This window comes from Halomonas jincaotanensis, assembly GCF_018448785.1.
Classification (GTDB): Bacteria; Pseudomonadota; Gammaproteobacteria; order Pseudomonadales; family Halomonadaceae; genus Halomonas; species Halomonas jincaotanensis.
In genome coordinates this window covers 57,030-77,463 of sequence record NZ_JAHCLU010000007.1, presented here as the reverse complement: position 1 = coordinate 77,463, position 20,434 = coordinate 57,030, and the positions used below count along the sequence as shown (strand labels likewise).

Below are 20,434 nucleotides of genomic sequence, written 5' to 3'. Positions count from 1 at the left end.
ATGGCCGAACAACCAAGCAAACAAGAAGGGTACGAGGAATTGTCCGGGGGTGACGGGCCCGGCGGGCGATCCGCGAAGATGACGTGGGGCCTGCGCGCCTTCGGCTTGATCATGGCGTTGCTGGTTTGGGTCGCCATGGGCTTCGCCGAGAACCTGTCGTCGGACGCGCGCTGGGTCGCGACGATCGCCACCCTGATGGCGATCTGGTGGATGACCGAGGCGATCCCGCTATCGGCCACATCCCTGCTGCCGATCGTGCTGATCCCGATGCTGACGGCGCGGACCGTGGGTGAGGCCACGGCGCCCTACGCCAGCTCCATCGTGTTTCTGTTCCTCGGTGGCTTCTTGATCGCCATCGCGATGGAAAAATGGAACCTCCACCGACGCATCGCGCTGCTGACGCTCGCCCGGGTCGGCGTCGAGCCCAAGCGGATTGTACTCGGGATGATGCTCGCCACGGGCTTTCTGTCGATGTGGGTCTCGAACACCGCGACGACACTGATGATGCTGCCGATCGGGCTATCCGTACTCCGCCTGGTGGCGGAGCGCAGCGGCGAGTCCGCGGTAACGCCCTCTCCAGGCCACGACCCCGCTGGCCACGAGCACGATCATCATCGGGCCGGCCACGTGGACTTCATTTTCGACGACAACATCAAGCGGTTCGGGGTCTGCCTGCTCCTGGCGATCGCCTGGTCGGCGAGCATGGGTGGCCTCGGCACCCTGCTCGGCAGCCCGCCGAACGCCATCGTCGCTGGTTACGCCGCCGACGAGTTAGGCCGTAACATAGGCTTCCTTGAGTGGATGATGCTCGGCTTGCCGCTGGCCTTCACCTTCATCCTGGTAGGTTGGGTGCTGATGACCCGCGTGCTCTACCGGTTCGACATCGCCGATATCCCCGGCGGCAAGGAGATGATCGACGGCGAGATCCACAAGCTTGGTCCGCTCAGTCAGGGCGAGAAGATGGTGATGATCGTCTTCGGCTCGGCGGCCTTCCTTTGGGTCGTACCCGGACTGCTCGCTACCCTTCCGGGGGTGGGGGAGATGATGGGGCCGCTGGGCGATCTCGACGACACCGCCATCGCCATTGCCGCCGGCATCGCGATGTTCATCCTGCCTGGCAGAGGCCGAAGCGAGGCGGTACTGACTTGGCAGGATGCCGAGGACGGGTTGCCCTGGGGTGTGCTGCTGCTGTTCGGTGGCGGCCTCAGCCTCGCCGGTGCGGTGGCAGCGACAGGCCTCGACAGCTGGTTCGGCGAGCAGATCACCGGGCTTCAGGTGCTGCCGATTCTGCTGCTGGTCGCTGCGGTAACTACGCTCGTGCTCTTCCTCACCGAGGTGACCAGCAACACCGCCACGGCCGCGACCTTCATTCCCGTGCTTGGGGGTGTGGCGGTGGGCATCGGCGCCGACCCAATGACGCTGCTCATCCCGGCGGCCTTCGCCGCGACCTGCGCCTTCATGCTGCCGGTCGGCACGCCGCCGAACGCCATCGTCTTCGGCACCGGCGCGGTCACTATCGCTCAGATGGCGCGTGGAGGGGTTGTTCTCAACATCATAGGGATCGCCTTGATCACCTTGTTCTGCTACATGCTCGGCGGCTTCGCGCTCGGGTTGCAGTTCTGACCCGGCTTCGGTGGGCAGTGGCGGGCCTGGCGACCCGGCGCTGTCCACGGGCGCATCCTACTCGACGGCGTTGCCTCACGTTCCAGACGAGGGCGGCAGTTCCAGCAACAGCTGATCGCCAGCAAGCGCTTGTTGCAAGCGGGTCGTGAGGATATCCACGATGGCGTCGTTCTCACCCACCAGCCGCGTCGTGGTGACGCTCAGGCCGGGCGATCGGGACTTTGCCTGTTCGCACATCTCGGCAATATCTCCCCCTTCGCCGGCGTGGCGTCCCGGGGAGAGAAACAGCATGGATAGGATCACGTCGCTGTGGGCCAGCGCCGGCGAAACCAAAAGGTCTTCCAGTAGCGGCTCGTTGAAGCGATAGGCCTCGCCGTCGCGGCGCTCCATGGAGGCAAACGTGACGCAACTCGCCTCATCGGCCAGCAGTACGCTCAATTGGCCGGCAAGGTAGTTGCGCACCGCCGTGACCTCCGGGATCGGGCTGCCGTGATCGACCAGCACGACCGTCGGCCGCGAGTCCTTTTCTACTAAGAGCCCCGACATGCGCTCGCGCACATTGTCCGCCAGCAGCTGCGCCAGGCGCAGGTCCACCGTTGCCTGGCTGTCGACCAAGGGCAGTGCCACCTTGACGCTCAGTTGCGGATATTTGGCCTGTACCTCGGCCAGGCGTTCGGGCAGGTAGCCGGTCAGCGCCTGGCTGGGGCCGAAGAAGAAGGACAGCACCAGCAGTTCGGTAACCCCCTCGGCCGCATAGCGTTCGGCCAATGGCCCTAGCGACACGGCCTTATGACCATCGAGCTTCTCGGCGGGAATCTTGTACGAGTGCAGCAGCGACGCGGCCTCGACCGCCTCGCCGGTGGCCTGGCTCAGGGAATGGGCGAGGCGACGCAGATTGAGCGTGGCCTGTGGGCGCAAGGAGCCGTTATCGACAAGGACGATTTTTCGCATAGCAGGGCTTCGCATATCAGGCCTCGGCGCGCTCAGGTGTTGTTCGCTTCGCTGATTGTCTGGATGACCTCGAACCCCTCGAACTTCGGCGGGCCGAGATACAGCCCCTCGCGGCGACTCTGGCCCGCATTGGCGTGCGCAGCGCGAAACGCTTCGGAGTGCGTCCAGGCCTCGAAATCCTCTCGCGAACGCCAGATGGTATGGGAAGCGTAGAGCACGTGATCCTCCTCCTCAGGGCCGCGCAGCATATGGAACTCGACGAAACCGGGCAGGCCCTGCAGGTGGGTTTCACGCTCCAACCAGATCTGCTCAAACTCTTTCACTCTCTCGGGATTGACCCGGAAACGATTCATGGCGATGAACATAGCGCACGCTCCAAATGTTGAATTGATAGGCATTCTCGGTTCGTGACATCTTACCTGACGAGGGCAAGCAAGGGGAAAAGCGAAAGCCATCCCTGATGTGCCGTTGCGACGCTCGGTGCTTCAGTGAGTTTTCGGACCAAGCCCAGACGATGACCGGGAGCACCGATGCATACACATGATATAAGCGCTTGGAAACATGACCACACCTTTGGCCAAGACAAGGTACGCTCGGGCGAGCGTCGTACGTTGATCGTGGTGGCCATGACCATCGTGACGATGGTCATCGAGATTGTCGCCGGCGTGGTGTATGGCTCGATGGCGTTGCTGGCCGATGGCCTGCACATGGGGTCACATGCGACGGCGCTGGGAATCGCAGTATTCGCCTATGCTTATGCTCGCCGACATGCCGGGGATCATCGCTTTAGCTTCGGTACCGGGAAGGTCAACATGCTGGGCGGGTTCACCGGCGCGGTACTATTGATGGGCTTTGCCGTTTACATGGGCATCGAGAGCATCAATCGCTTCTTCAACCCGGTCGCTATCGTTTTCGATAACGCCATTCTGGTGGCGGTGGTGGGGCTGGCCGTCAATGGAATCTCTGCCTTGATCCTTGGTTCGCACGACCACGACCACGGTCATGAACACGGCGAACATCAACATCACCATGAGCATGACCATAATCGCCGTTCCGCCTATTTCCATGTGCTGGCTGACGCCTTGACCTCCCTCCTGGCTATTGTCGCCTTGTTGGCGGCGAAGTATCTGGCATGGCAGTGGATGGACCCGGTGATGGGCATCGTGGGGGCCATCCTGATTACCCGATGGTCGTGGGGATTGCTTCGCGACACCAGCCAAGTGCTGTTGGACTGCCAGGAACACGATCTTGTTGATGAGGTGCGGGAGGTCATTGAAACCGGCTCGTTCGATAGGATCAGTGATCTTCACATTTGGTCGATCGGGCCGGGTATCTATGCCGGGATCGTTGCGCTGATCTCTGACGAGCCGGCATCCCCACATGTCTATCGGGACAAGATCCTCCAGCGACTACCACAGCTCGTTCATCTCACTTTCGAAGTGGAGCAATGTCCTCGCCATCACCATTACGATTTCAGTAGCCGACGTAGTGCCCGATGACCAAACCGACCCAGGCGAGCATGTATACCAGCACCATGAAGGGCAGGATCGCCTTCAGCCACTGCACGTAGGAGACCCGCCCGAGAGCCAGCATGGCCAGGGTGCCCCCGGACGTCGGTACGATCAGGTTGGTCAAGCCGTCGCCCACCTGGAAGGCGGTGATCATTAATTGGCGGCTCATGCCTACCAGATCGGCCACGGGTATCAGAATCGGCATGGTCACCAGGGCCTGGCCGGAGCCGGAAGGCACAAAAAGGTTGATCACCCCCTGCACGATACTGGCCATGATTGCCGACATGGCGCCGGGGATCCCCTGAATAAGGCCGCTTAGCGCATACACAATGGTATCGATGATCTGCGCTTGATTGAGGATCACCTGAATGGAGGCGGCCAGGCCGATCACCAGCGCTCCAGGCGTGACCTTGGAAGCCCCCTCCATCATCTGAGCGACGATCTCGTTGGCGGAGAGCCGGTTGACGATACCGATCACGATGGCGATCAACAGGAACATGCCGGCAATCTCATTGATATACCAGCCTTGCGTGAAAACCCCCACCAGCATCGCCGCCAGGCCCAGTATGAACACGGCCAGAGTCAACTTGTTGCGCTTCGAGAGCCGGTACTCATCCAGGGATTTGGTCATGGCCTTGGTGTCGTCCGGTTCCTCGAAGTCCATCTTGACCACCCACTTGCAGATATAGAACGCGAGCAAGGCCAGCGAAGCGACCACCAGCAGGGTACGCAGCCAGGCGCCGGAGAAAGTGGGTAGCTCGGCAATGCCCTGGGCCACGCCCACGGTGTAGGGGTTGATTGGCGAAAGTGCGAAGCCGATCCCGATGCCGCCGACGGCCATGGAGGTGCCGACCAGGCTGGAACAGCCGATGGCGCTGGCGATCAGCACCGCGATGGGCACCAGGGCGATGTTGTTCTCGAAGCCCACGGCCACGCCGAAGAAGCCATAGATAAAGGTGCCGGCCGTGATGATGACATTGCGACGTTCGACACCGACGCGGTTCACCGCCACGCCTATTGCATTCTCCAGCGCCCCAGTACGTTGCAGGATATGGAACAGGCCACCGGCGATGAACACAATGAAGAGATACAGTGACGCTTCATTGAGGCCGCGCGGAACCGCCACGAAGATATCGAACGGCGAGATGGCGCCCACATCGGGAAGGTACTCGAAGGAATCCGGGACCACGCGTGTGCGGCCATCCTCCTCGACCCGCTCATACTCACCGGCAGGCACCACGAAGGTGAGGACATAAGTGGCCAGCAGGATCATGAAGATCAGGACCATGGGGTCGGGAACCGTCTGGTACCACCTCTTCTTGCGCTGCGGCAGCGACTGCTCAGTTTTGTTCATGTTGTTGTCCCTTTTTCGCCGCGCGCTGGAGAGAGCAATACCGACGCCTTACCTATCAACGTATCAGGAGAAATGGGTCGGTCAAGGAACTATGAATACAGTGCTGGGCAAGATCAGATCCCCAAGATTGTCAAACAGCCAGTCCCATGTTGCCACCCATGCTAGGCTAAGTGATGGAAGGCGATATCGATCAGGTTCCCGGAAGGCCCCCTATGCTGAGGTAGCGTAAGATGAATAGAATCAAGGCCTTGAAAGTGTTGCGAGAGCACCTGCCGTCGCTGTCCAGCGAGTACGGTGTAACCTCATTAGCGCTTTTTGGTTCCATGGCCCGTGACGAGGCACGAGAAGATAGCGATATCGATATCCTGGTGAGTTTCGACGGCCCGGCGACTTCAGCCCGCTATTTCGGGGTGCAGTTCTACCTGGAGGATTTGCTGGGCCATCCCGTGGACCTGGTAACCGACAAGGCGCTTCGCTCCGAGCTCAGGCCCTACATCGAGCGGGAGGCGCTGGGTGTCTGAGTCTCGCGAGTAACCGGCCCTGATTCCGCCAGCGTCAGCGCTTCAATAGGCCTTCGGCGATCGCCTCGCCGAGGCGGTCGACGGCCAAGGCCAGCTTTTCGTCGATGGCATGGAGGTATTCGGTCCAGTCGTCGATGTGTTGCAGTTCCGACTTGCCGTCGGAAATGCCGCGCAGGACGACAAGCGGCACGTCGAAGCGCATGCAGGCGCGCAGGCAGGCATAGCTTTCCATGTCCACCATGTCGGTGGCGATGGCGTCATAGGCTGAGCCCGAAACGATATTGGCGCCAGTCGACAGCGAGGCCTTACGGATGCTGGGAACGCGCAAAGGCAGCGGGACGGTCGCGGGCAGGTCGAGAAAGGGCGTGACCCCCTTCTCGAATCCGAGTGGCGAGGCATCCATGTCGCGGTAAGACACAGAAGTCGCCTGATAGATCTCGGTCTGCTCGAGAACCCGGCTACCGGCCGAGCCCAGCGATACCACCAAGTCCGGCAGGCGCTCGCGCTGCTCAAGCTCGGCAAGGGCAGCGGTGAGCTGGACGGCCGCCTCGACGGGCCCGACGCCGGATATCAAAGGGGCGAAATGCTGCTTGAGGTGCGGGCCGTATTCGGCGTCCGCCGCCATTACGAAGAGGACGTTACGGCCGCCCAATACTGTTAGCCTGGCTTCGCCCAAGGTATCGGCGTGCGAGTAAGGGAGACGTGGCTTCATCATCGACGCTGCCTGCCTTGCCATGGGTGACTCTGTCTCAGTGTACTGGCTTGACGCGGTGTCCACCGCTCCTGGGTAAGATCACTCCCAGCCATTCCATTGATCCTGCGCATGGGATAAACCATGCTTCAGTGCTAGGCTGCGTATTAGCTAAATATAACGATAACGCCGATACGCAAGGAATGACCGTATGACGACGGATTCTACCGAGCCCCGCCTGCACCCGCACGAACGCCGGTTGCAGGTGAAAATCGACGGCACCTTGCTCGCCGACACCACCCAAGCTATCGAACTCCGCGAACGCGGTTACCCGCTGCGGCAGTACCTTCCGCGCGAAGAGGTGCGGATAGACCTGCTGACGCGCTCCGAAACCGTGCCCCACTGCCCGTTCAAGGGCGATGCCTCGTACTTTTTGTTTGATGAATGCAAAGATGTCACTTGAAGTTATAAGGATAGGTTGGAAGAGGTGAATACATTTGCCGGGAGGTTTGTGTATTACGAAAGTGATTATCTAACATTATCAGCAAGCGAGCTAGTTGGCGAAATATCGAAAACTTATGTTGTTTTTTATGACTTTTTAGTGGAGTTGGAATGGAAAGTTTAGGTTTCAGTCTGAGCGGTGTTGCAGCCCAAATTGCGCATTGTATAGAACGCCAGGAAATTGGTGAAAAACCTATCAATAAACTGATTTCGGGGGGTAATTTTTGTCCGAAAGAGGGGTGGCTGTGGGATTATAAAGGAGGCTTTGAAGACAATGAAGTGGCTTTGGCAAAACGTGTAAAGCAAGTGGTTAGCTTTCATAATTCATTCGGAGGTTATATTATTTATGGTGTTCATGAGTTGGTTAAGGATAAAGTTTTCGCACCGGTAGAAATTGATGTTGATTCATTCAATTTGGCGCAGTTGAGAGACAAAATTAAATATTTTACCGGCTCCGATATTGATTGTACTTTTGGGAAAGTTGAGAGGGATTTCGACGGAAAAAGTTATGAGTTTGGTCTTCTGCTAATACCTAGGCGTAGTGCTGGAGAGGATCTTGTAAAAGTAATAAGAGATGGGCCTTCTAAGGCGGGAAAAAGTGCAAAGGTGTTTTCCTCTGAAGATGTGCTTATGAGATCCCTTGATCAGTGTGTTAAAGCGGAAAAACCAGAGGATTATAAATTTCTATTCTCCCCTAGAAATTTTGTAAATAGAGCCGGAGGGTTGAGCGATCAGCAAGTAAGATTATTGGAGCATAATCTTCCAGACAAACAGCTAATTTGCCCAAAATTCGTAGGAAGACAAGAAGAGATTACCCTGCTCTGGCAGTGGATGGCTGAGCCATTTGACTATACTAGAGTGTTAGCAGGAGATGGAGGGAAGGGTAAGACTTCTATAGCATATAAGTTTTGCGAGGAATTTTCTAGAAGCTCTCCGCAAGGATTTGAGAAAGTTATCTGGCTAAGTGCGAAAGAGAAGCAGTTTTCTGGAGCCGCAAATAGCTATTACGATTTAAGTGAAGCGGATTTTTCAACTGCATATGACTTTTTGATCTCTCTTGCTGGGCACTGTGCTCTCTTAGAAGAAGATGTAGATGGGCTTTCAGTTAATGGACTAAAATCAATTATAAAACAGTCTATAGATCTTTTTCCAAGCTTAGTAATTGTTGATAACATCGATGCTTTGGAAGAAGATGAGCAGAAAAAAATTGTTGACTGTTGCCGCCATTTAGCAAGTGAGCGGGTGCGTTATTTGATCACTACTCGGAAAAAGTTTTCATATTCCAGTGACTCATGTATTGATGTTGCGGGGATGAATATTGTTGAATACAAAGAATATGTTGAGTCGTTGATAGAGAAGTATAGTGTAAAAAACATAAAAAATAATACCGTTGAGAAGATGCATGAGATTAGTGATGGATCGCCACTGCTAACTCAGTCGATAATAAGGCTCCACAAATCGGGCTTGCCTTTGGATAAAGCCATATCCGAATGGAAGGGTGAACTAGGGGAGGATGCGCGAAATGCTGCAGTTCGAAGGGAGATAGACTCCCTTAGCCCTGAAGCCAAGCGTTCCTTGTTAGCTATTACTTATTTTGGAAGTTGCTCATTTACCGAGTTGAAGCAGGTTTTGGCCTATCCAAGAACAAAGCTCATGGATGTAGTTGAAGAACTGAAAGCGCTTTTCTTGGTTGATGAGCCGAGGATAGTGCTAGGCGAGGACCGTTTTACTGTTTCATCAACCACTTCTCTTTTGGTTGGAGGAATAAGTAAGGAAATGGCCGGGGATTACCAAGCTCTGTTAAAAGAAGTTAGACGCCAGAGGTCATCAGATAATGAAGGAAAAAGAGGCAATAAGCACAGGGTGGGTATGGCGATTAGTCAGGCTAGAGCCCTAAAGCGTGAAGGGGATTTTTCGAGGGCATTTAAAACTATTGATAATGAACTCGCAAGGCAAAAGCAGCATCCAGACTTAATTCTTACAAAGGGATGGCTTTATCTTGAGGCAACGCTCCCCGATTATGATGAAGCAAGAAAGAATTTCAGGTTGGCTCACACAAAAGGCGCTACAAAAAAAGAGTTTCTTTACGATTGCTGGTACCGAGCTGAAGAAGGAAAGACTTATCCTCAAGGTATGATAGATGTGGCTAGACACGCGCTAGGAAGCGGTGTGTGCGATGAGCAGACTTGGAATTATAGGCTCGCTAGAGGGTTGATTTATAAGTCGAAGCACAGGAAGGGCGAAGATAAGATAAAAGATTTGATTGAGGCGAGTGAGAAACTTTCTTCGGGCTTGACGTCTCTTGATCAGCTAACTCGAAAAGTCAGGCTTAATGAAATATTTGAGTTGAATAATTACATTTGTAAGCTGCTCCCGTCTGCAGAAGGAGAGAGGCTTTCATCATTTGATATAGTATCAAAATTAATTGATAGGGGAGACGTAAGAACTGTTTTGTTCGATTTCGGGTATAGGCTTCTTAGTGATGAGAGGCCCAACATAAGAAAGCCAAGTCAAGCATCTGCTTATAATATCCGCATCGGGAAGCATAACTCACTGTTAAAACAGAAAGTAAAAAAATCAAGTGGGATGGAAATTTTTGAGTCATACGTGTTGGAAGAAGTCTAATTATTGCGGATATTAACTTTAAGGATGAGCTTAAGAAGATAACCTGTCATCGCCATTAGTGGTGATGACAGGTAATGAAATCCTCCCCAGCCCATTCACCCACGCAGCTTAATTCAATACGGCGTCATCTAATATCTCATGTACGTTTTCTACTAATGCAAAACGATGCTTGGCTCGGTTAACGACTGTGGAGACTAATACTCTCGTCAAGATCGGACTAGTCCCGTCGGGCAGCAACAGCGCTGTGTGGGTAAATTCCTAGCCTTGCGACTTGTGCACCGTCATGGCGAAGACGGTATCCACCGCTTGCAGGCGGCTGGGCAGTATCAACTTGATGGGCTTGTCGGCGTACGCCGTGGGAAAGGCGACGCGCAGCACGCTTCTGCTCGGGTCTTCCGGGTGTGGCAGGACGAGGGTGATGCCGATGTCGCCGTTCATCAGGCCGAAGCCATAGTCGTTGCGGGTGACGAGCACCGGGTGGCCGAGGTACCAGCCGCGTTCGAATTCACAGTCGTTGGTGACAACTAGCCTCTCAAGCCGCAGCGCCTTGCTGATGCGCTGCCAACAAGAACCTCAATCGGGGCTTGTCCCATTGAGGGAAAGTGTCATGTCGTTTTGTCGCGCCAATACTTGAGGAAGAGCACGCAAGCCGATGGGAAATGCGCGATTCCAAAGCCGAGCAAGAACATCGCCAGCTTGTCGCTGCCCTCCGTCATTGGGAAGTAGCGAGCACTGAGCGCCCAGCCGACGCCCAGCCCGAGAACAATAAGGAAGATACGCGTGGGCCAGAGCGTGGTTTTTTTCGCTGCGTGCTGCGGCAGCCGGTAATGGGCATAAACCGCCAACAACAAGCTCATTAACACCACTATCCATAGCATGGTGCCTCCAGGGTCCGAGCGCTTTCTGCACGATCGAGCGACATAAACGATTGGGTGTGAGGCCAGTTTATGACAGCCCCAGCCCACTCACGCGTACGACCTCCCTGGTCACCGCTTCATCCAATATCCCGCGCCCGCTTTCCACCAGGGTAAACCAATGCTTGGCGCGGGTGATGCCGGTGTAGACAAGCTCCCGGGTCAGGATCGGATTGGGCGCCTCGGGCAGCACCAGCGCGGTGTGGGTGAATTCCGAGCCTTGCGACTTGTGCACGGTCATGGCGAACACGGTATCCACCGCTTGCAGGCGGCTGGGCAGTACCCACTTGACGGGCTTGTCGATGTTCGCCGTGGGAAAGGCGACACGCAGCACGCTTCTGCTTGGGTCTTCCGGGTGCGGTAGGGCGAGGGTGATGCCGATGTCGCCGTTCATCAGACCGAGGCCGTAGTCATTGCGGGTGACGAGCACCGGGCGGCCGAGATACCAGCCGCGTTCGAGTTCCCTGTCGTTGGCGGCGATCAGCCTCTCGCGCCGCAGCGCCTTGGCGATGCGCAGGCTCAGGCCTTCCACCCCCCACGGGCCCTTGCGCAGCGCGCACAGCAACTGGAAGCGGTTATGCGCGTCGAGTACGGCCAGCGCCCAGTCGTCATGGCGCGCTTTCACTTGGTCGAACGACGCCTCGCCCGGGGCGCGTTGGTCCGGCCTCTGGCGATGCAGCACGTCGAGATAGTGGCGATAGCCGGTGGCCGGGGCGAGGTCGTTGCCGCGATGCTGCCGGCCGATGCCGCGGTGCTTGAAGCCGGCCGGGTAGCCGTCGACCACCAGCCGTTCGAAGGCGGGGTCGTCGGCGTCCGCCAGGGGCAGGCGGGCGATATCGGTGTAGCCCGTTGTGAATACCTCACGGATGGCGCGCTTCTTTGCCTGGCCGTCGTGCTCATGGCGCAAAGGGCGATTGACCGCCTGCGCGAGCTGGCCGATGCCGCTGCTTGCATCGAAGCGGTGGCTGACGCGCAGCATGGCGATGGCTTGATCCAGCGGCTGGCCTTCCGTGTTCTGGTAATGCTCGGGAACCGCCGTGCCGGTCGCCTGAGCCAGCCATTGGCAGGTCGCGTGATGGTAGTGGCCGCCCTCGGCGCGCTGGCACAGGTCGCCGAGCACGGCGCCGGCCTCCACCGAGGCGAGCTGGTCCTTGTCGCCGAGCAGGATCAGCCGCGCCCGCGGAGGCAGGGCGCCGAGCACGGCGGCCATCATCTCGATGTCGACCATCGAGGCTTCGTCGATCACCAGCACGTCGAGCGCCAGCGGGTTGCCGGCGTGGTGGCGGAAGTGACGCGTGTCCGGCCGCGAACCCAGCAGGCGGTGCAGGGTCGTCACTTCCTGGGGGATAACGCTGCGCAGCGATTCGGGGTCGTCGCTCAGGGCGGCCAGTGCCAGGTCCGCCACCTGCCCGGCGATCGATTCGTTGAGCCGCGCGGCGGCCTTGCCGGTGGGCGCGGCCAGGCGGATTCGCAGCGCTCGGTCGGCCTGGGCGAGCTGTTGCGACTGCAGCAGGGCGAGCAGCTTGACCACGGTGGTGGTCTTGCCGGTGCCGGGGCCGCCGGTGATCACCGCGAAGGGCGAGCGGGCGGCCAGGGCGCAGGCAGCCTTCTGCCAGTCGATCTCCACGGTGGTGGGGAAGAGGGCGTCCAGGGCGGCGGCCAGGAGCGCCGGGTTCCTACTGGCAGGGTTCTTATCAGAGGAAACGTCATCCAGCCGGGCGGCGATGCGGACGCGAATGTCCTGCTCGTACTGCCAGTAGCGGCGCAGGTAGAGCCGGGCGCTACCGGGGCCTGTCAGCCTGACCAGCGGCGTGCTGCCGGGCTGATTATCGTGGCCGTCGGCGACCAGCAGCGGGTGGTCGAGCGCTGCGCACCAGCGTTCAAGTTCCAGCCCTTCCAGCACCTGACTGGGCAGCGGCGGCGGGTCGCTGAGATCGTCGCCTTCCGGCGGCAGCGAGAGCGCCAGGTTGGGCGCGGCCAGCGTCTGCGCCAGGTCAAGACTGACATGGCCGCGACCGAGTTGGTGGCTGGCAAGCGCAGCGGCAAGCAGCAACAGCGGCGGGCCGTCGTTGATCTCGCGATGCAGGAAGACCACGAGCGCCCGGTCCAGCGCGCGCAGCCAGCCACGCGCCACCCAGCGGTCGAGCAGGGCGATCAGCGCGTCGATGTCCTCAAGCGCCGGGTGGGTTTCTGGCGGTCCGGGTTTCAAAGATCCGGGCTCCAAAGGTCCGGATTCGAAAGGCTCGGGCAGGTCGTCGAAGAGGTCCTTGGTGTCGTTCATGCTAGGGCCTCCGGGGCGTGAGCAGGGACTGGCTCGCCGCGAAACAGCGCGTCCATCGCCTCGATCAGCTCGCGGGGCGGGCGCTCGGCATGCACGCCGCGGCTCTCGGCATTCGCGCCCCTCAAAAAAACGGTCAGCGAGCCACCGATATGGCGGTCGTAGTCGTAATCCGGCAGGCGCGACTTGAGCAGCCGATGCAGGGCAAGCAGGTAGAGCGCGAACTGCAGGTCGTAGCGCTTCTCGGCCACCGCCAGGCGCATCGCCTCCGGGCTGTAGGCGGCGTCGTCCGGGCCCAGGTGGTTGGACTTCCAGTCGGCGACGTAATAGCGCCCCTCGCACTCGAACACCAGATCGATGAAGCCCTTGAGCATGCCGTTGAGCGTGTCGGCGTCCAGCGGCGAGCGCGGTGTGTTGAAGTGCGCGCCGCGGAGCGTGTATGCGCTGACGAGGGCGTCCAGCCGACGGGTATCGACGCGGTTGGCAGCGAACCAAAACTCCATCTCGACCTGATAGGTGGCAAGCGACGCCAGCCGGCACGGCGTGCCCGTCTCTGGCAGGGACTGGGGCAGCGGCTGGGGTAGTGGAAGAGGCGCGCTGAGCAGTGAGCCGAACCATTCGTGCAGGGTGGGCAGCCAGTGCGACCAGCCGCGCAGGTTCAGGCGCCGCGCGAGGGCGTCCTCCCGGGCGGCGGGGTCGGCGGCCACGCGGGCGAAGCCCTGTTCGCCGGCCCATTCCAGTATTCCATGTAAAAACGTGCCGGGGCCGGGGCCGCGCGGGAAGCGATGCAGGTTGGCGGTGGGTTCGCTGCTGCCGCTGTCGCGGGGCTCTTCGATCACTTCCAGCGCGGTGGCCTCCCGCGCTGTGGCCGGCTCGGGCAGTGCCGGGCTGTCGCCTGGCGTCTCAGGTGTGTCAGCGCTTACGGGGGCGGGAGGTTCGAGCGCGTCCAGCGGCGCGCCGTCGGCGGAGACGCGCAGCGCCGAGTAGCTGGCGATCCACCAGTGCTCGCGGGCGGGGCGCTTGGGTGTGCGTGCCGCGCCGAGGGGCTGCTCGGCGCTGGCCAGGTTAGCGACCCTGGCATGGGCCGGCGGCGCGGGCTCGATATGGATGCTCGGGCAGGCGTCGCCTCCGTGCCCCTTGAGCCGGCCGAGGGCCTCGCCGAAGTCGGCGGAATCGATGGCGGCGCCGTCGTTGAGCAGTTGGCCGATGGCGCTGCCTTCCAGCCCCTTGAGCAACGCCATGCCCAGCCAGGCAGCGTGGCGGGCGCGGGTCAGCGCGACGTAGAGCTTGCGCAGGTCCTCGCCCAGGCGTTCGCGATCGACGATGGCCAGCCTCTCGTCGTCGGCCTTCAGGCTGATGCGCAGCCGACCCTTGGCGTCGTGCCAGCGCAGCGGTGAGTCGTCCTTCCTGGTCGGGCGATGGCCGCAGATGAACGGCAGGAACACCAGCGGGTACTCGAGTCCCTTGGACTTGTGGATGGTGATCACCTGCACCAGGTCGGCGTCGCTCTCCAGGCGCAGGCGATGGGTATCGCCCTGGCCCTCGGGGTGGGCGATGGACTCGGCGAGAAAACGGATCAGCGCGTGTTCGCCGTCGAGCTCCTGGCTGGCGTGTTGCAGGAGTTCGCCGAGGTGCAGCAGGTCGGTGAGCCAGCGCTCGCCTTCGCTTGCCGGCCCGCCCTCGAGCAGCCGCGTGGCGATGCCGAAGTCGTTGATCAGTCGCCGCACCAGTGGCAGCACGCCCTGGGTCTGCCACAGGCGATGGTAGTCGCGAAACTGCATGACCCGGCCTTCCCAGGCCAGTTCATCTTCGTTCAAGGCCGAGAGCGTGGCGATATCCAGCCCCAGCGCGGGCATGGCCAGCGCGGTGTGCAGCTTGCGCGCGTCGTCGGGCTCGGCGCAGGCGTGCAGCCAGGCTTCCAGCTGCGAGGCCATGGGCGAGGCGAACACCTTGTCCTTGTCGGAGAGGTAGACGCTCTTGACCCCGCGTCGCGCCAGCGCCTGGCGGATCGCCTTGGCTTCGCCCAGGCCGTTGACCAGCACCGCCATGTCGGAGGGTTTGAGCGCCTTGAACGCGTCGTCAGCGATGAATCCAGCTCGGCCGCGTTGGCCCTGTTCGAGCAGCTCGACCATGTACGAGGCGCAGCGCTCGGCCATCACGCCGTGGTAGGCGGTCTTGGACAGCGGTTGCTCTTTCGACCCTTCCGGGGCATCGAGCTGCCATAGCGTCATGGCCGGCTGGGGCCGGCCGTCCACGATCAGCGTGTCCTTGCGGCCCTTGGCGTCGACACCCACGAAGGGTACGGGGTTGCTCTCGTCGGGTTCCTTGAACAGGAAGGCGCCGGGCGGGTGCGCCTCGGCGTGCGCGAAGCAGCGATTGACCGCGTCGACCATCTCGCTGCTGGAGCGGAAGTTGGTGCCCAGGGTGACGTGGCGGCCCTCGGTGTCGCGGCGCGCGCGCAGGTAGGTGTAGATGTCGGCGCCACGGAAGGCGTAGATCGCCTGCTTGGGATCGCCGATCAAAAACACCCCGCACTCGCGGCGGTTCTCACGGATGCGGTAGACGCAGTCGAAGATGCGGTACTGCACCGGGTCGGTGTCCTGGAATTCATCGACCAACGCCACCGGGAACTGGCGGCGGATCTGCGCGCCCAGCGCCTCGCAGTTGGCGCCGGCAAGTGCCCGGTCGAGCTGGGTCAACAGCTCGTTGGGGCCCATCTCGGCGCGGCGTTCCTGCTCGCGGTCGAGCCGCTCGCGACACCAGTGCACGGCGTGGGTGAGCAGGTCGGCGTGCGGGTCGGGCAGGGCGTGGAGTTCGTCCTGCAGGCGTTCCAGCGCGGCCAGCGCCGGATGATCCGGTGGCTCGCCCTTGAGCCAGATCTCGGCCATGCCCTGCGGCGTCAGGCGCTTCCAGGCGGCGGGAGTCAGGCCGGGCCAGGTGGCATCGATCTGGCACCACTCGCGCAGCGCGCCCAGCCAGTTGGCACGGCTCTTGGCGTTGAAGCTCTGGCCCTTGAAGGCCTTCTGCTTGGCGGCGTCCTCGAACAGCGCCTCGCACTCGTCCACCCATTTCGCCCAGGGCGCCTTGAGTTCGGCCAGGCGCCGGGCGGTTTCCTGCTGGGCGCGGGCCACGGTCTCGCCGGGGGGCGGGGCGTGCTTGTCGAGTGCCGCGCATTCGGGCATCAGGTCGCGCACCGCCTGGTGCAGCGCTTCGGGCGAGTCCCAGTGGCGCACCACGTCGGCCAGCGCGTCGTCGCCGAGCGGGTAGTAGAAGCTGCGCCAGTAGTCGCGCACCACCTCGAGTTCCAGTTCGGTCTGGTCGTTCTCCAGGTTCAGCGAGAACAGGCTGCCGCTGTCGAAGGCGTGTTCGCGCAGCATGCGATAGCACCAGCTGTGAATGGTCGACACCGCGGCCTCGTCCATCCACTCGGCGGCGAGCTGCAGACGCCGCGCGCAGGCCGGCCAGCTGGCCTCGGGGTAGTCGTCGCGTAGTTGAAGCAGCAACGAGTCGCCCTCGGCGCCTTCCGCCGGTTGCAGAAAAACCCCAGCCGCCTCGACCAGCCGCGTGCGGATACGCTCGCGCAGCTCCTGGGTGGCGGCGTTGGTGAAGGTCACCACCAGGATCTCCGGCGGCGTCAGCGGACGCTCGAAGGCGGCCTCGTCGCTATCCGAGCGGGCGCCGAGCACCAGGCGCACGTAGAGCAGGGCGATGGTGAAGGTCTTGCCGGTGCCGGCGCTTGCCTCGATCAACCGGCTGCCATGCAGCGGCAACTCAAGAGGGTTGAGCTGGGTGACAGCGTTCATTTTCCGCCTCCCTTGACCGCGTCATGTACGGGTTTCAGCAGTCGCTCGGCCAGCTCGGCGAAGCTGTCGGGCTGGTGGCGGTTGGCCTCGACGAGGGCGTGGAAGTTTGGCCAGCGGTGGGCCAGGTAGGGGTTGCGGCTGACCTCGCCGGGGTTGAAGTCGTCGCCCTCGTAGTGCTTGCGCGCGGCCTGCCAGGCGTCATGGTCGGGGGTGATGTCGGCCGGGGTGTCGTTGGGCCCCCGCTTGCTCAGCCAGACGAATGCGGTGCCGATGGCTAGCGGTAGCGGGGCGCGCATGCCGGCCTGCCATGCGGCGGCCAGCTCATGCAGTTGGGCACGGGCCGCGTCGGGGTCCCGCGGCGGCAGTGTCACGTGGCCGGCCTTGGAGAGCAGCCGGGTGGTCAATGGCTCGCCACTCAAGTGGCCTGATAAATGCGCGACCCAGGGCCGCAGCAGGTGGTGCCAGTGGTACTGGTGCTTCTTGATCAGGCTACTGGTGGACAGCAGCAACCGGCAGCGGTTGCCGTCGGCGTCCCGGCGCAGCTCGTCCAGCCAGTCCTCGATCAGTAGATCCGGCGCCACGTCCAGGCGGATCGGCTCCGGCTCGTCGACGGCCTGCGGCCAGTCCTCAAGCGCTGCTTCGTAGGCCTCGAAGAGCGCATCCATCGGTTCGATGAGCTGCTCGCGCATGCGGCTGCCGAACGCGCCCAGCGCCAGCACGCCCTGGCCCTGAAGGCGGTCCAGCGTGGCGAGCATGGCCGGCTCGCGGGGCTCGCCGTCATCGATGGCGCGGCGCTGCGCCTGGATCAGCATGTCCTGCAGCTGCCAGTTGCCCAGGCCGTCGAGGGCGAAGGGTTCCTGGTCCAGGCTGGTGAGGTCTTCCCGGTCGAGGAACACCTTGAGCCGGGTCGTGAAGAAGGCTTTGGCCGGGTCGCGCAGTAAGTTGCCGAGTTGGATCAGTGTGAGCGGGTTTTCCTGGGTGAACTCGCCGAGGTCGCCGGTCGCGGCCACGGGAGCCGATTCGCCATGCACCTCGTGCCACTCGTGGGCATAGGTGAACAGTCGCTGGTCGGCGATGGTGCGCGCGGCTTGCTGGCGACCGTCGGGAAAGTAGGCGCGACTGAACGGTTGCAGCGGATGCACGGTGGTCAAGGCGTCGAGCAGGGCGCTGTCGTTCTGCGCCTGCCAGCCAGCCTTGAGGTGGTCGCGTAGCTGGCCGACCAGTACCGAGGGTGGCTTCTCGACGTTGTCGACGATGCTGCGCCCCACCCAACTGACGTAGAACTGGTCGCGGGCCGAGAGCAGCGCTTCGAGAAACAGGTAGCGGTCGTCCTCGCGGCGCGAGCGGTCGCCGGGGCGGTAGTCGCCGTTCATCAGGTCGAAATCCATCGGCGGATGGCTGCGCGGGTAGTCGCCGTCGTTCATGCCCAGCAGGCAGACGCGCTTGAAGGGGATCGCGCGCATCGGCATCAGCGTGGCGAAGTTGACCGCGCCGGCCATGAAGCGCTGCGACAGGCTGTGCTCGTCGATCTGCGCAAGCCAGTGCTCGCGGACCACCGACAGCGGCAGTTCGCGGGTCAACCCGGCTTCCTCGGCGCTCTCCTGCCAGTCCTGCAGGGCCTGTTCGAGCTGGGCCAGCATCAGGCTGTCCTGGGCGTCGTCGCCGCTGAAGCTTTCCTCGAGCAGTTGGCGCAGGCGCTGCACCCAGCCGTTGACGTCGGTGGGCTCGCGCAGCGCGTGCCACTGGCGCTCGAGGGTTTCCAGCAGGCCGGCGAGCGGCCCGGCGAGCTGCGCTTCCAGGCCGCCGATGTCGTCGAACGGTTCGATGCTCTGCCAGGGGCCGGCGGCGGCCTCGCCCACGGTGTAGCCGAGCAGCAGCCGGCGCAGGCCGAACGCCCAGGTGTTCTGCTCCATGCCCTCGGGCAGGTCGAGGCTCGCCCGTTGGCGGGCGTGCAGGCCCCAGCGGATGCCGGCGCCCTCGATCCAGCGGCGCAGGGTCGGCAGGTCGTCCGCGTCGATGCCGAAGCGCTCGCGCAGCGCCGGCACGTCGATCAAATCGAGCAGTTCGCTCACCGACAGGCGCAGTTCCGGCAGGCGCAGCAGGGTTTCCAGGGCGATCAACAGCGGCAGGCGGTGGCGGCTGCCCTGGTCGGAAAGCGTGTAGGGGATGAAGCGCGGGTCGTCGCGTTCGTGCTGGCCCTGAGGGGTGTGACTGCGTTGATATTGACCGAAGACGGCGAGGATATGCGGCGCGTACCGGTCAATGTCCGGCACCATCACGATGATGTCGCGAGGTCGCAGTTCGGGGTCGGCGCTGAAGGCGGCGAGCAGCTGGTCGTGGAGGATCTCGATCTCGCGCTGGGGGCCGTGGGCGATGTGGAAGACGATCGAGTCGTCGTGGCGGGGGTCCATCGCCGGCCAGGTCGCGCGGGTCTCGTGGGGCGGGCGCAACTCGCGGATATCGTCCTGCAACTGGTTGAGCAGGCGCTGCTCGCCGCGGCTGTCGACGAACGGCTCGAAGAGGTCGATGCGCAGCGAGTCGGCGGCGAACAGCCCTTCGTACTGCTGGGCGTCGTCGTGCTCGTCGAGCAGGCGCAGGTAGTCGCGGCCCTGCTTGCCCCAGGCGGCGAGCAGCGGCTGGGCGTGCAGGTGCAGGCCGGCCTCGCCGTCGCCATCGCCGAGTACGTCGAGGCGCGCCGGCATGCCCGTCTTGCGGTATTGCCGGTAGCGCTCGGCGCGTAGCAGGTCCTTGTGCTCGATGATGTCCGCCCAGTAGTGCTGGCAGGGGTTGTGCACGCACAGCACCACCTGGCTGCAACGGGCGATGGCGGCCAGCGCCTCGAGGGTCTGCTGGGGCAGTGACGAGATGCCGAACACCATCACCCGGCGCGGCAGGCCGGGCGGGCATTCGTCGGGCGTCAGGGCGTTGGCGGCGGCGAGAAAGCGCCGGTGGACCATGGCGCGGCTGGAATCGACGCCGTCGTCACCGACGTCTGCGATAAGCGCCCGCCACAGGGCCGGCTGCCAGCGCTGGGCGTCGTCGATCGGGTGGGTCTCGCCGCGGGCGCCGATAAGCACGTCCTCGCCACGGCCCCAGGCGTCGAGCCAGTCGGCGCGATAGACCTGATACTGGTCGAACAGGTCGGCCAGCCGCTCGGCGAGCTGGTGGTGCTTGCGCAGGTCGTCGTCGCCCTCTAGGAACTGCTTGAGTGGGACGAACTCGTCACGTCCCATCAACTCCGGCAGCAGGCGCAGCAGGCGCCACAGCAGCCGCGACTTGTCGAACGGCGAGGTGGCCGGCACGGCGTCGGGGTCGTTTTCGACGTGGGTGAGCACCGCGCGGTAGGCCTGCCACAGGAAGCGCGCCGGCAGGGTGATGTTGAGTGCCGCGGCGATGCCCGAGCCGCCGGTGCCGTCGTCGCGTTCGTCGGCCGCCAGCGCCAGCTTCATCCACTGGCTGATGCCGTTGCTCTGCACCAGGATGACCTCGTTCTCCAGCGGTGCGAGCGGATGCCGCTTCATCCACTCCACTGCCAGGCCACGCAGGTCTTCCAGGCGATTGCCGTGGACCACCATGAAGCCGGGGGGGAGGGCGGAGGCCTGGGCGGCATTCATGGCATCTTCCTTCGCGGCAGATAAGCGGGCTTGATCGACAGGACCAAT

General features: G+C 62.0%; 14 protein-coding genes. 5 read left to right on the top strand and 9 right to left on the bottom strand.

Going from position 1 to position 20,434, the window contains the following annotated elements; translation table 11 throughout:
* The gene (locus KG088_RS08035; protein WP_250148149.1) at window positions 1–1,623 is read left to right on the top strand and encodes an SLC13 family permease; all 1,623 of its coding nucleotides are present in this window, start codon (window positions 1–3) and stop codon (window positions 1,621–1,623) included.
* Window positions 1,624–1,698: 75 nt separating this feature from the next.
* Here KG088_RS08035 and KG088_RS08030 read toward each other — a convergent pair whose 3' ends face one another.
* Entirely contained in the window at window positions 1,699–2,574 is an 876-nt protein-coding gene (locus tag KG088_RS08030) for a sirohydrochlorin chelatase (RefSeq protein WP_213824995.1), read from the bottom strand.
* Window positions 2,575–2,606: 32 nt separating this feature from the next.
* Window positions 2,607–2,939 (bottom strand): antibiotic biosynthesis monooxygenase family protein, encoded by a 333-nt coding sequence (locus KG088_RS08025; protein WP_213824994.1) that lies wholly within the window; start codon window positions 2,937–2,939, stop codon window positions 2,607–2,609.
* Between the two features lie 165 nt (window positions 2,940–3,104).
* On the opposite strand from KG088_RS08025, the gene dmeF reads away from it, so the two are divergent.
* Window positions 3,105–4,073, top strand: a complete 969-nt coding sequence (dmeF, locus tag KG088_RS08020) for a CDF family Co(II)/Ni(II) efflux transporter DmeF (protein WP_213824993.1) — start codon at window positions 3,105–3,107, stop codon at window positions 4,071–4,073.
* On the opposite strand, the gene KG088_RS08015 is transcribed toward dmeF, so the two are convergent.
* Complete coding sequence (locus KG088_RS08015) at window positions 4,048–5,439, bottom strand: YfcC family protein (RefSeq protein ID WP_213824992.1); 1,392 nt, start codon at window positions 5,437–5,439, stop codon at window positions 4,048–4,050. The two genes, dmeF and KG088_RS08015, sit on opposite strands and share 26 nt — an antisense overlap.
* Before the next feature lie 230 nt (window positions 5,440–5,669).
* On the opposite strand from KG088_RS08015, the gene KG088_RS08010 reads away from it, so the two are divergent.
* Entirely contained in the window at window positions 5,670–5,960 is a 291-nt protein-coding gene (locus KG088_RS08010) for a nucleotidyltransferase family protein (RefSeq protein WP_213824991.1), read from the top strand.
* A gap of 34 nt (window positions 5,961–5,994) precedes the next feature.
* On the opposite strand, the gene KG088_RS08005 is transcribed toward KG088_RS08010, so the two are convergent.
* Window positions 5,995–6,675, bottom strand: coding sequence for a 5'-methylthioadenosine/S-adenosylhomocysteine nucleosidase (locus tag KG088_RS08005; protein WP_250148148.1), 681 nt, complete (start codon window positions 6,673–6,675; stop codon window positions 5,995–5,997).
* Between the two features lie 187 nt (window positions 6,676–6,862).
* Between KG088_RS08005 and KG088_RS08000 the strand changes: the two genes are divergently transcribed.
* A complete protein-coding gene (locus tag KG088_RS08000; protein WP_213824990.1) occupies window positions 6,863–7,114 on the top strand; it encodes a DUF427 domain-containing protein in 252 nt (83 codons plus the stop codon).
* Window positions 7,115–7,263: 149 nt separating this feature from the next.
* Window positions 7,264–9,777 carry a hypothetical protein gene (locus tag KG088_RS07995; RefSeq protein WP_213824989.1) on the top strand — a complete coding sequence of 838 codons (2,514 nt, stop codon included), beginning with the start codon at window positions 7,264–7,266 and terminating at the stop codon, window positions 9,775–9,777.
* A 258-nt stretch (window positions 9,778–10,035) separates the two neighbouring features.
* On the opposite strand, the gene KG088_RS19940 is transcribed toward KG088_RS07995, so the two are convergent.
* From KG088_RS19940 to recC, 5 genes are all read right to left on the bottom strand, one after another.
* Complete coding sequence (locus KG088_RS19940) at window positions 10,036–10,251, bottom strand: hypothetical protein (RefSeq protein ID WP_213824988.1); 216 nt, start codon at window positions 10,249–10,251, stop codon at window positions 10,036–10,038.
* A gap of 131 nt (window positions 10,252–10,382) precedes the next feature.
* Window positions 10,383–10,655, bottom strand: a complete 273-nt coding sequence (locus KG088_RS07985) for a hypothetical protein (RefSeq protein ID WP_213824987.1) — start codon at window positions 10,653–10,655, stop codon at window positions 10,383–10,385.
* Between the two features lie 67 nt (window positions 10,656–10,722).
* Window positions 10,723–12,972 (bottom strand): exodeoxyribonuclease V subunit alpha, encoded by a 2,250-nt coding sequence (gene recD, locus KG088_RS07980; protein WP_213824986.1) that lies wholly within the window; start codon window positions 12,970–12,972, stop codon window positions 10,723–10,725.
* The gene (recB, locus tag KG088_RS07975) at window positions 12,969–16,772 is read right to left on the bottom strand and encodes an exodeoxyribonuclease V subunit beta (protein ID WP_213824985.1); all 3,804 of its coding nucleotides are present in this window, start codon (window positions 16,770–16,772) and stop codon (window positions 12,969–12,971) included. The genes recD and recB overlap by 4 nt, the downstream gene beginning before the upstream one ends.
* Entirely contained in the window at window positions 16,769–20,386 is a 3,618-nt protein-coding gene (gene recC / locus KG088_RS07970) for an exodeoxyribonuclease V subunit gamma (protein WP_213824984.1), read from the bottom strand. Before recC ends, recB begins: the two co-directional genes overlap by 4 nt.
* Between the last annotated feature and the right edge of the window lie 48 nt (window positions 20,387–20,434).

Excerpts from the sequence above, each read along its gene's own strand:
- KG088_RS08035 (WP_250148149.1), top strand. The coding sequence starts at position 1 with ATGGCCGAACAACCAAGCAAACAAGAAGGGTACGAGGAATTGTCCGGG.
- KG088_RS08030 (WP_213824995.1), bottom strand. The coding sequence starts at position 2,574 with ATGCGAAAAATCGTCCTTGTCGATAACGGCTCCTTGCGCCCACAGGCC.
- KG088_RS08025 (WP_213824994.1), bottom strand. The coding sequence starts at position 2,939 with ATGTTCATCGCCATGAATCGTTTCCGGGTCAATCCCGAGAGAGTGAAA.
- dmeF (WP_213824993.1), top strand. The coding sequence starts at position 3,105 with ATGCATACACATGATATAAGCGCTTGGAAACATGACCACACCTTTGGC.
- KG088_RS08015 (WP_213824992.1), bottom strand. The coding sequence starts at position 5,439 with ATGAACAAAACTGAGCAGTCGCTGCCGCAGCGCAAGAAGAGGTGGTAC.
- KG088_RS08010 (WP_213824991.1), top strand. The coding sequence starts at position 5,670 with ATGAATAGAATCAAGGCCTTGAAAGTGTTGCGAGAGCACCTGCCGTCG.
- KG088_RS08005 (WP_250148148.1), bottom strand. The coding sequence starts at position 6,675 with ATGATGAAGCCACGTCTCCCTTACTCGCACGCCGATACCTTGGGCGAA.
- KG088_RS08000 (WP_213824990.1), top strand. The coding sequence starts at position 6,863 with ATGACGACGGATTCTACCGAGCCCCGCCTGCACCCGCACGAACGCCGG.
- KG088_RS07995 (WP_213824989.1), top strand. The coding sequence starts at position 7,264 with ATGGAAAGTTTAGGTTTCAGTCTGAGCGGTGTTGCAGCCCAAATTGCG.
- KG088_RS07985 (WP_213824987.1), bottom strand. The coding sequence starts at position 10,655 with ATGCTATGGATAGTGGTGTTAATGAGCTTGTTGTTGGCGGTTTATGCC.
- recD (WP_213824986.1), bottom strand. The coding sequence starts at position 12,972 with ATGAACGACACCAAGGACCTCTTCGACGACCTGCCCGAGCCTTTCGAA.
- recB (WP_213824985.1), bottom strand. The coding sequence starts at position 16,772 with ATGAACGCTGTCACCCAGCTCAACCCTCTTGAGTTGCCGCTGCATGGC.
- recC (WP_213824984.1), bottom strand. The coding sequence starts at position 20,386 with ATGAATGCCGCCCAGGCCTCCGCCCTCCCCCCCGGCTTCATGGTGGTC.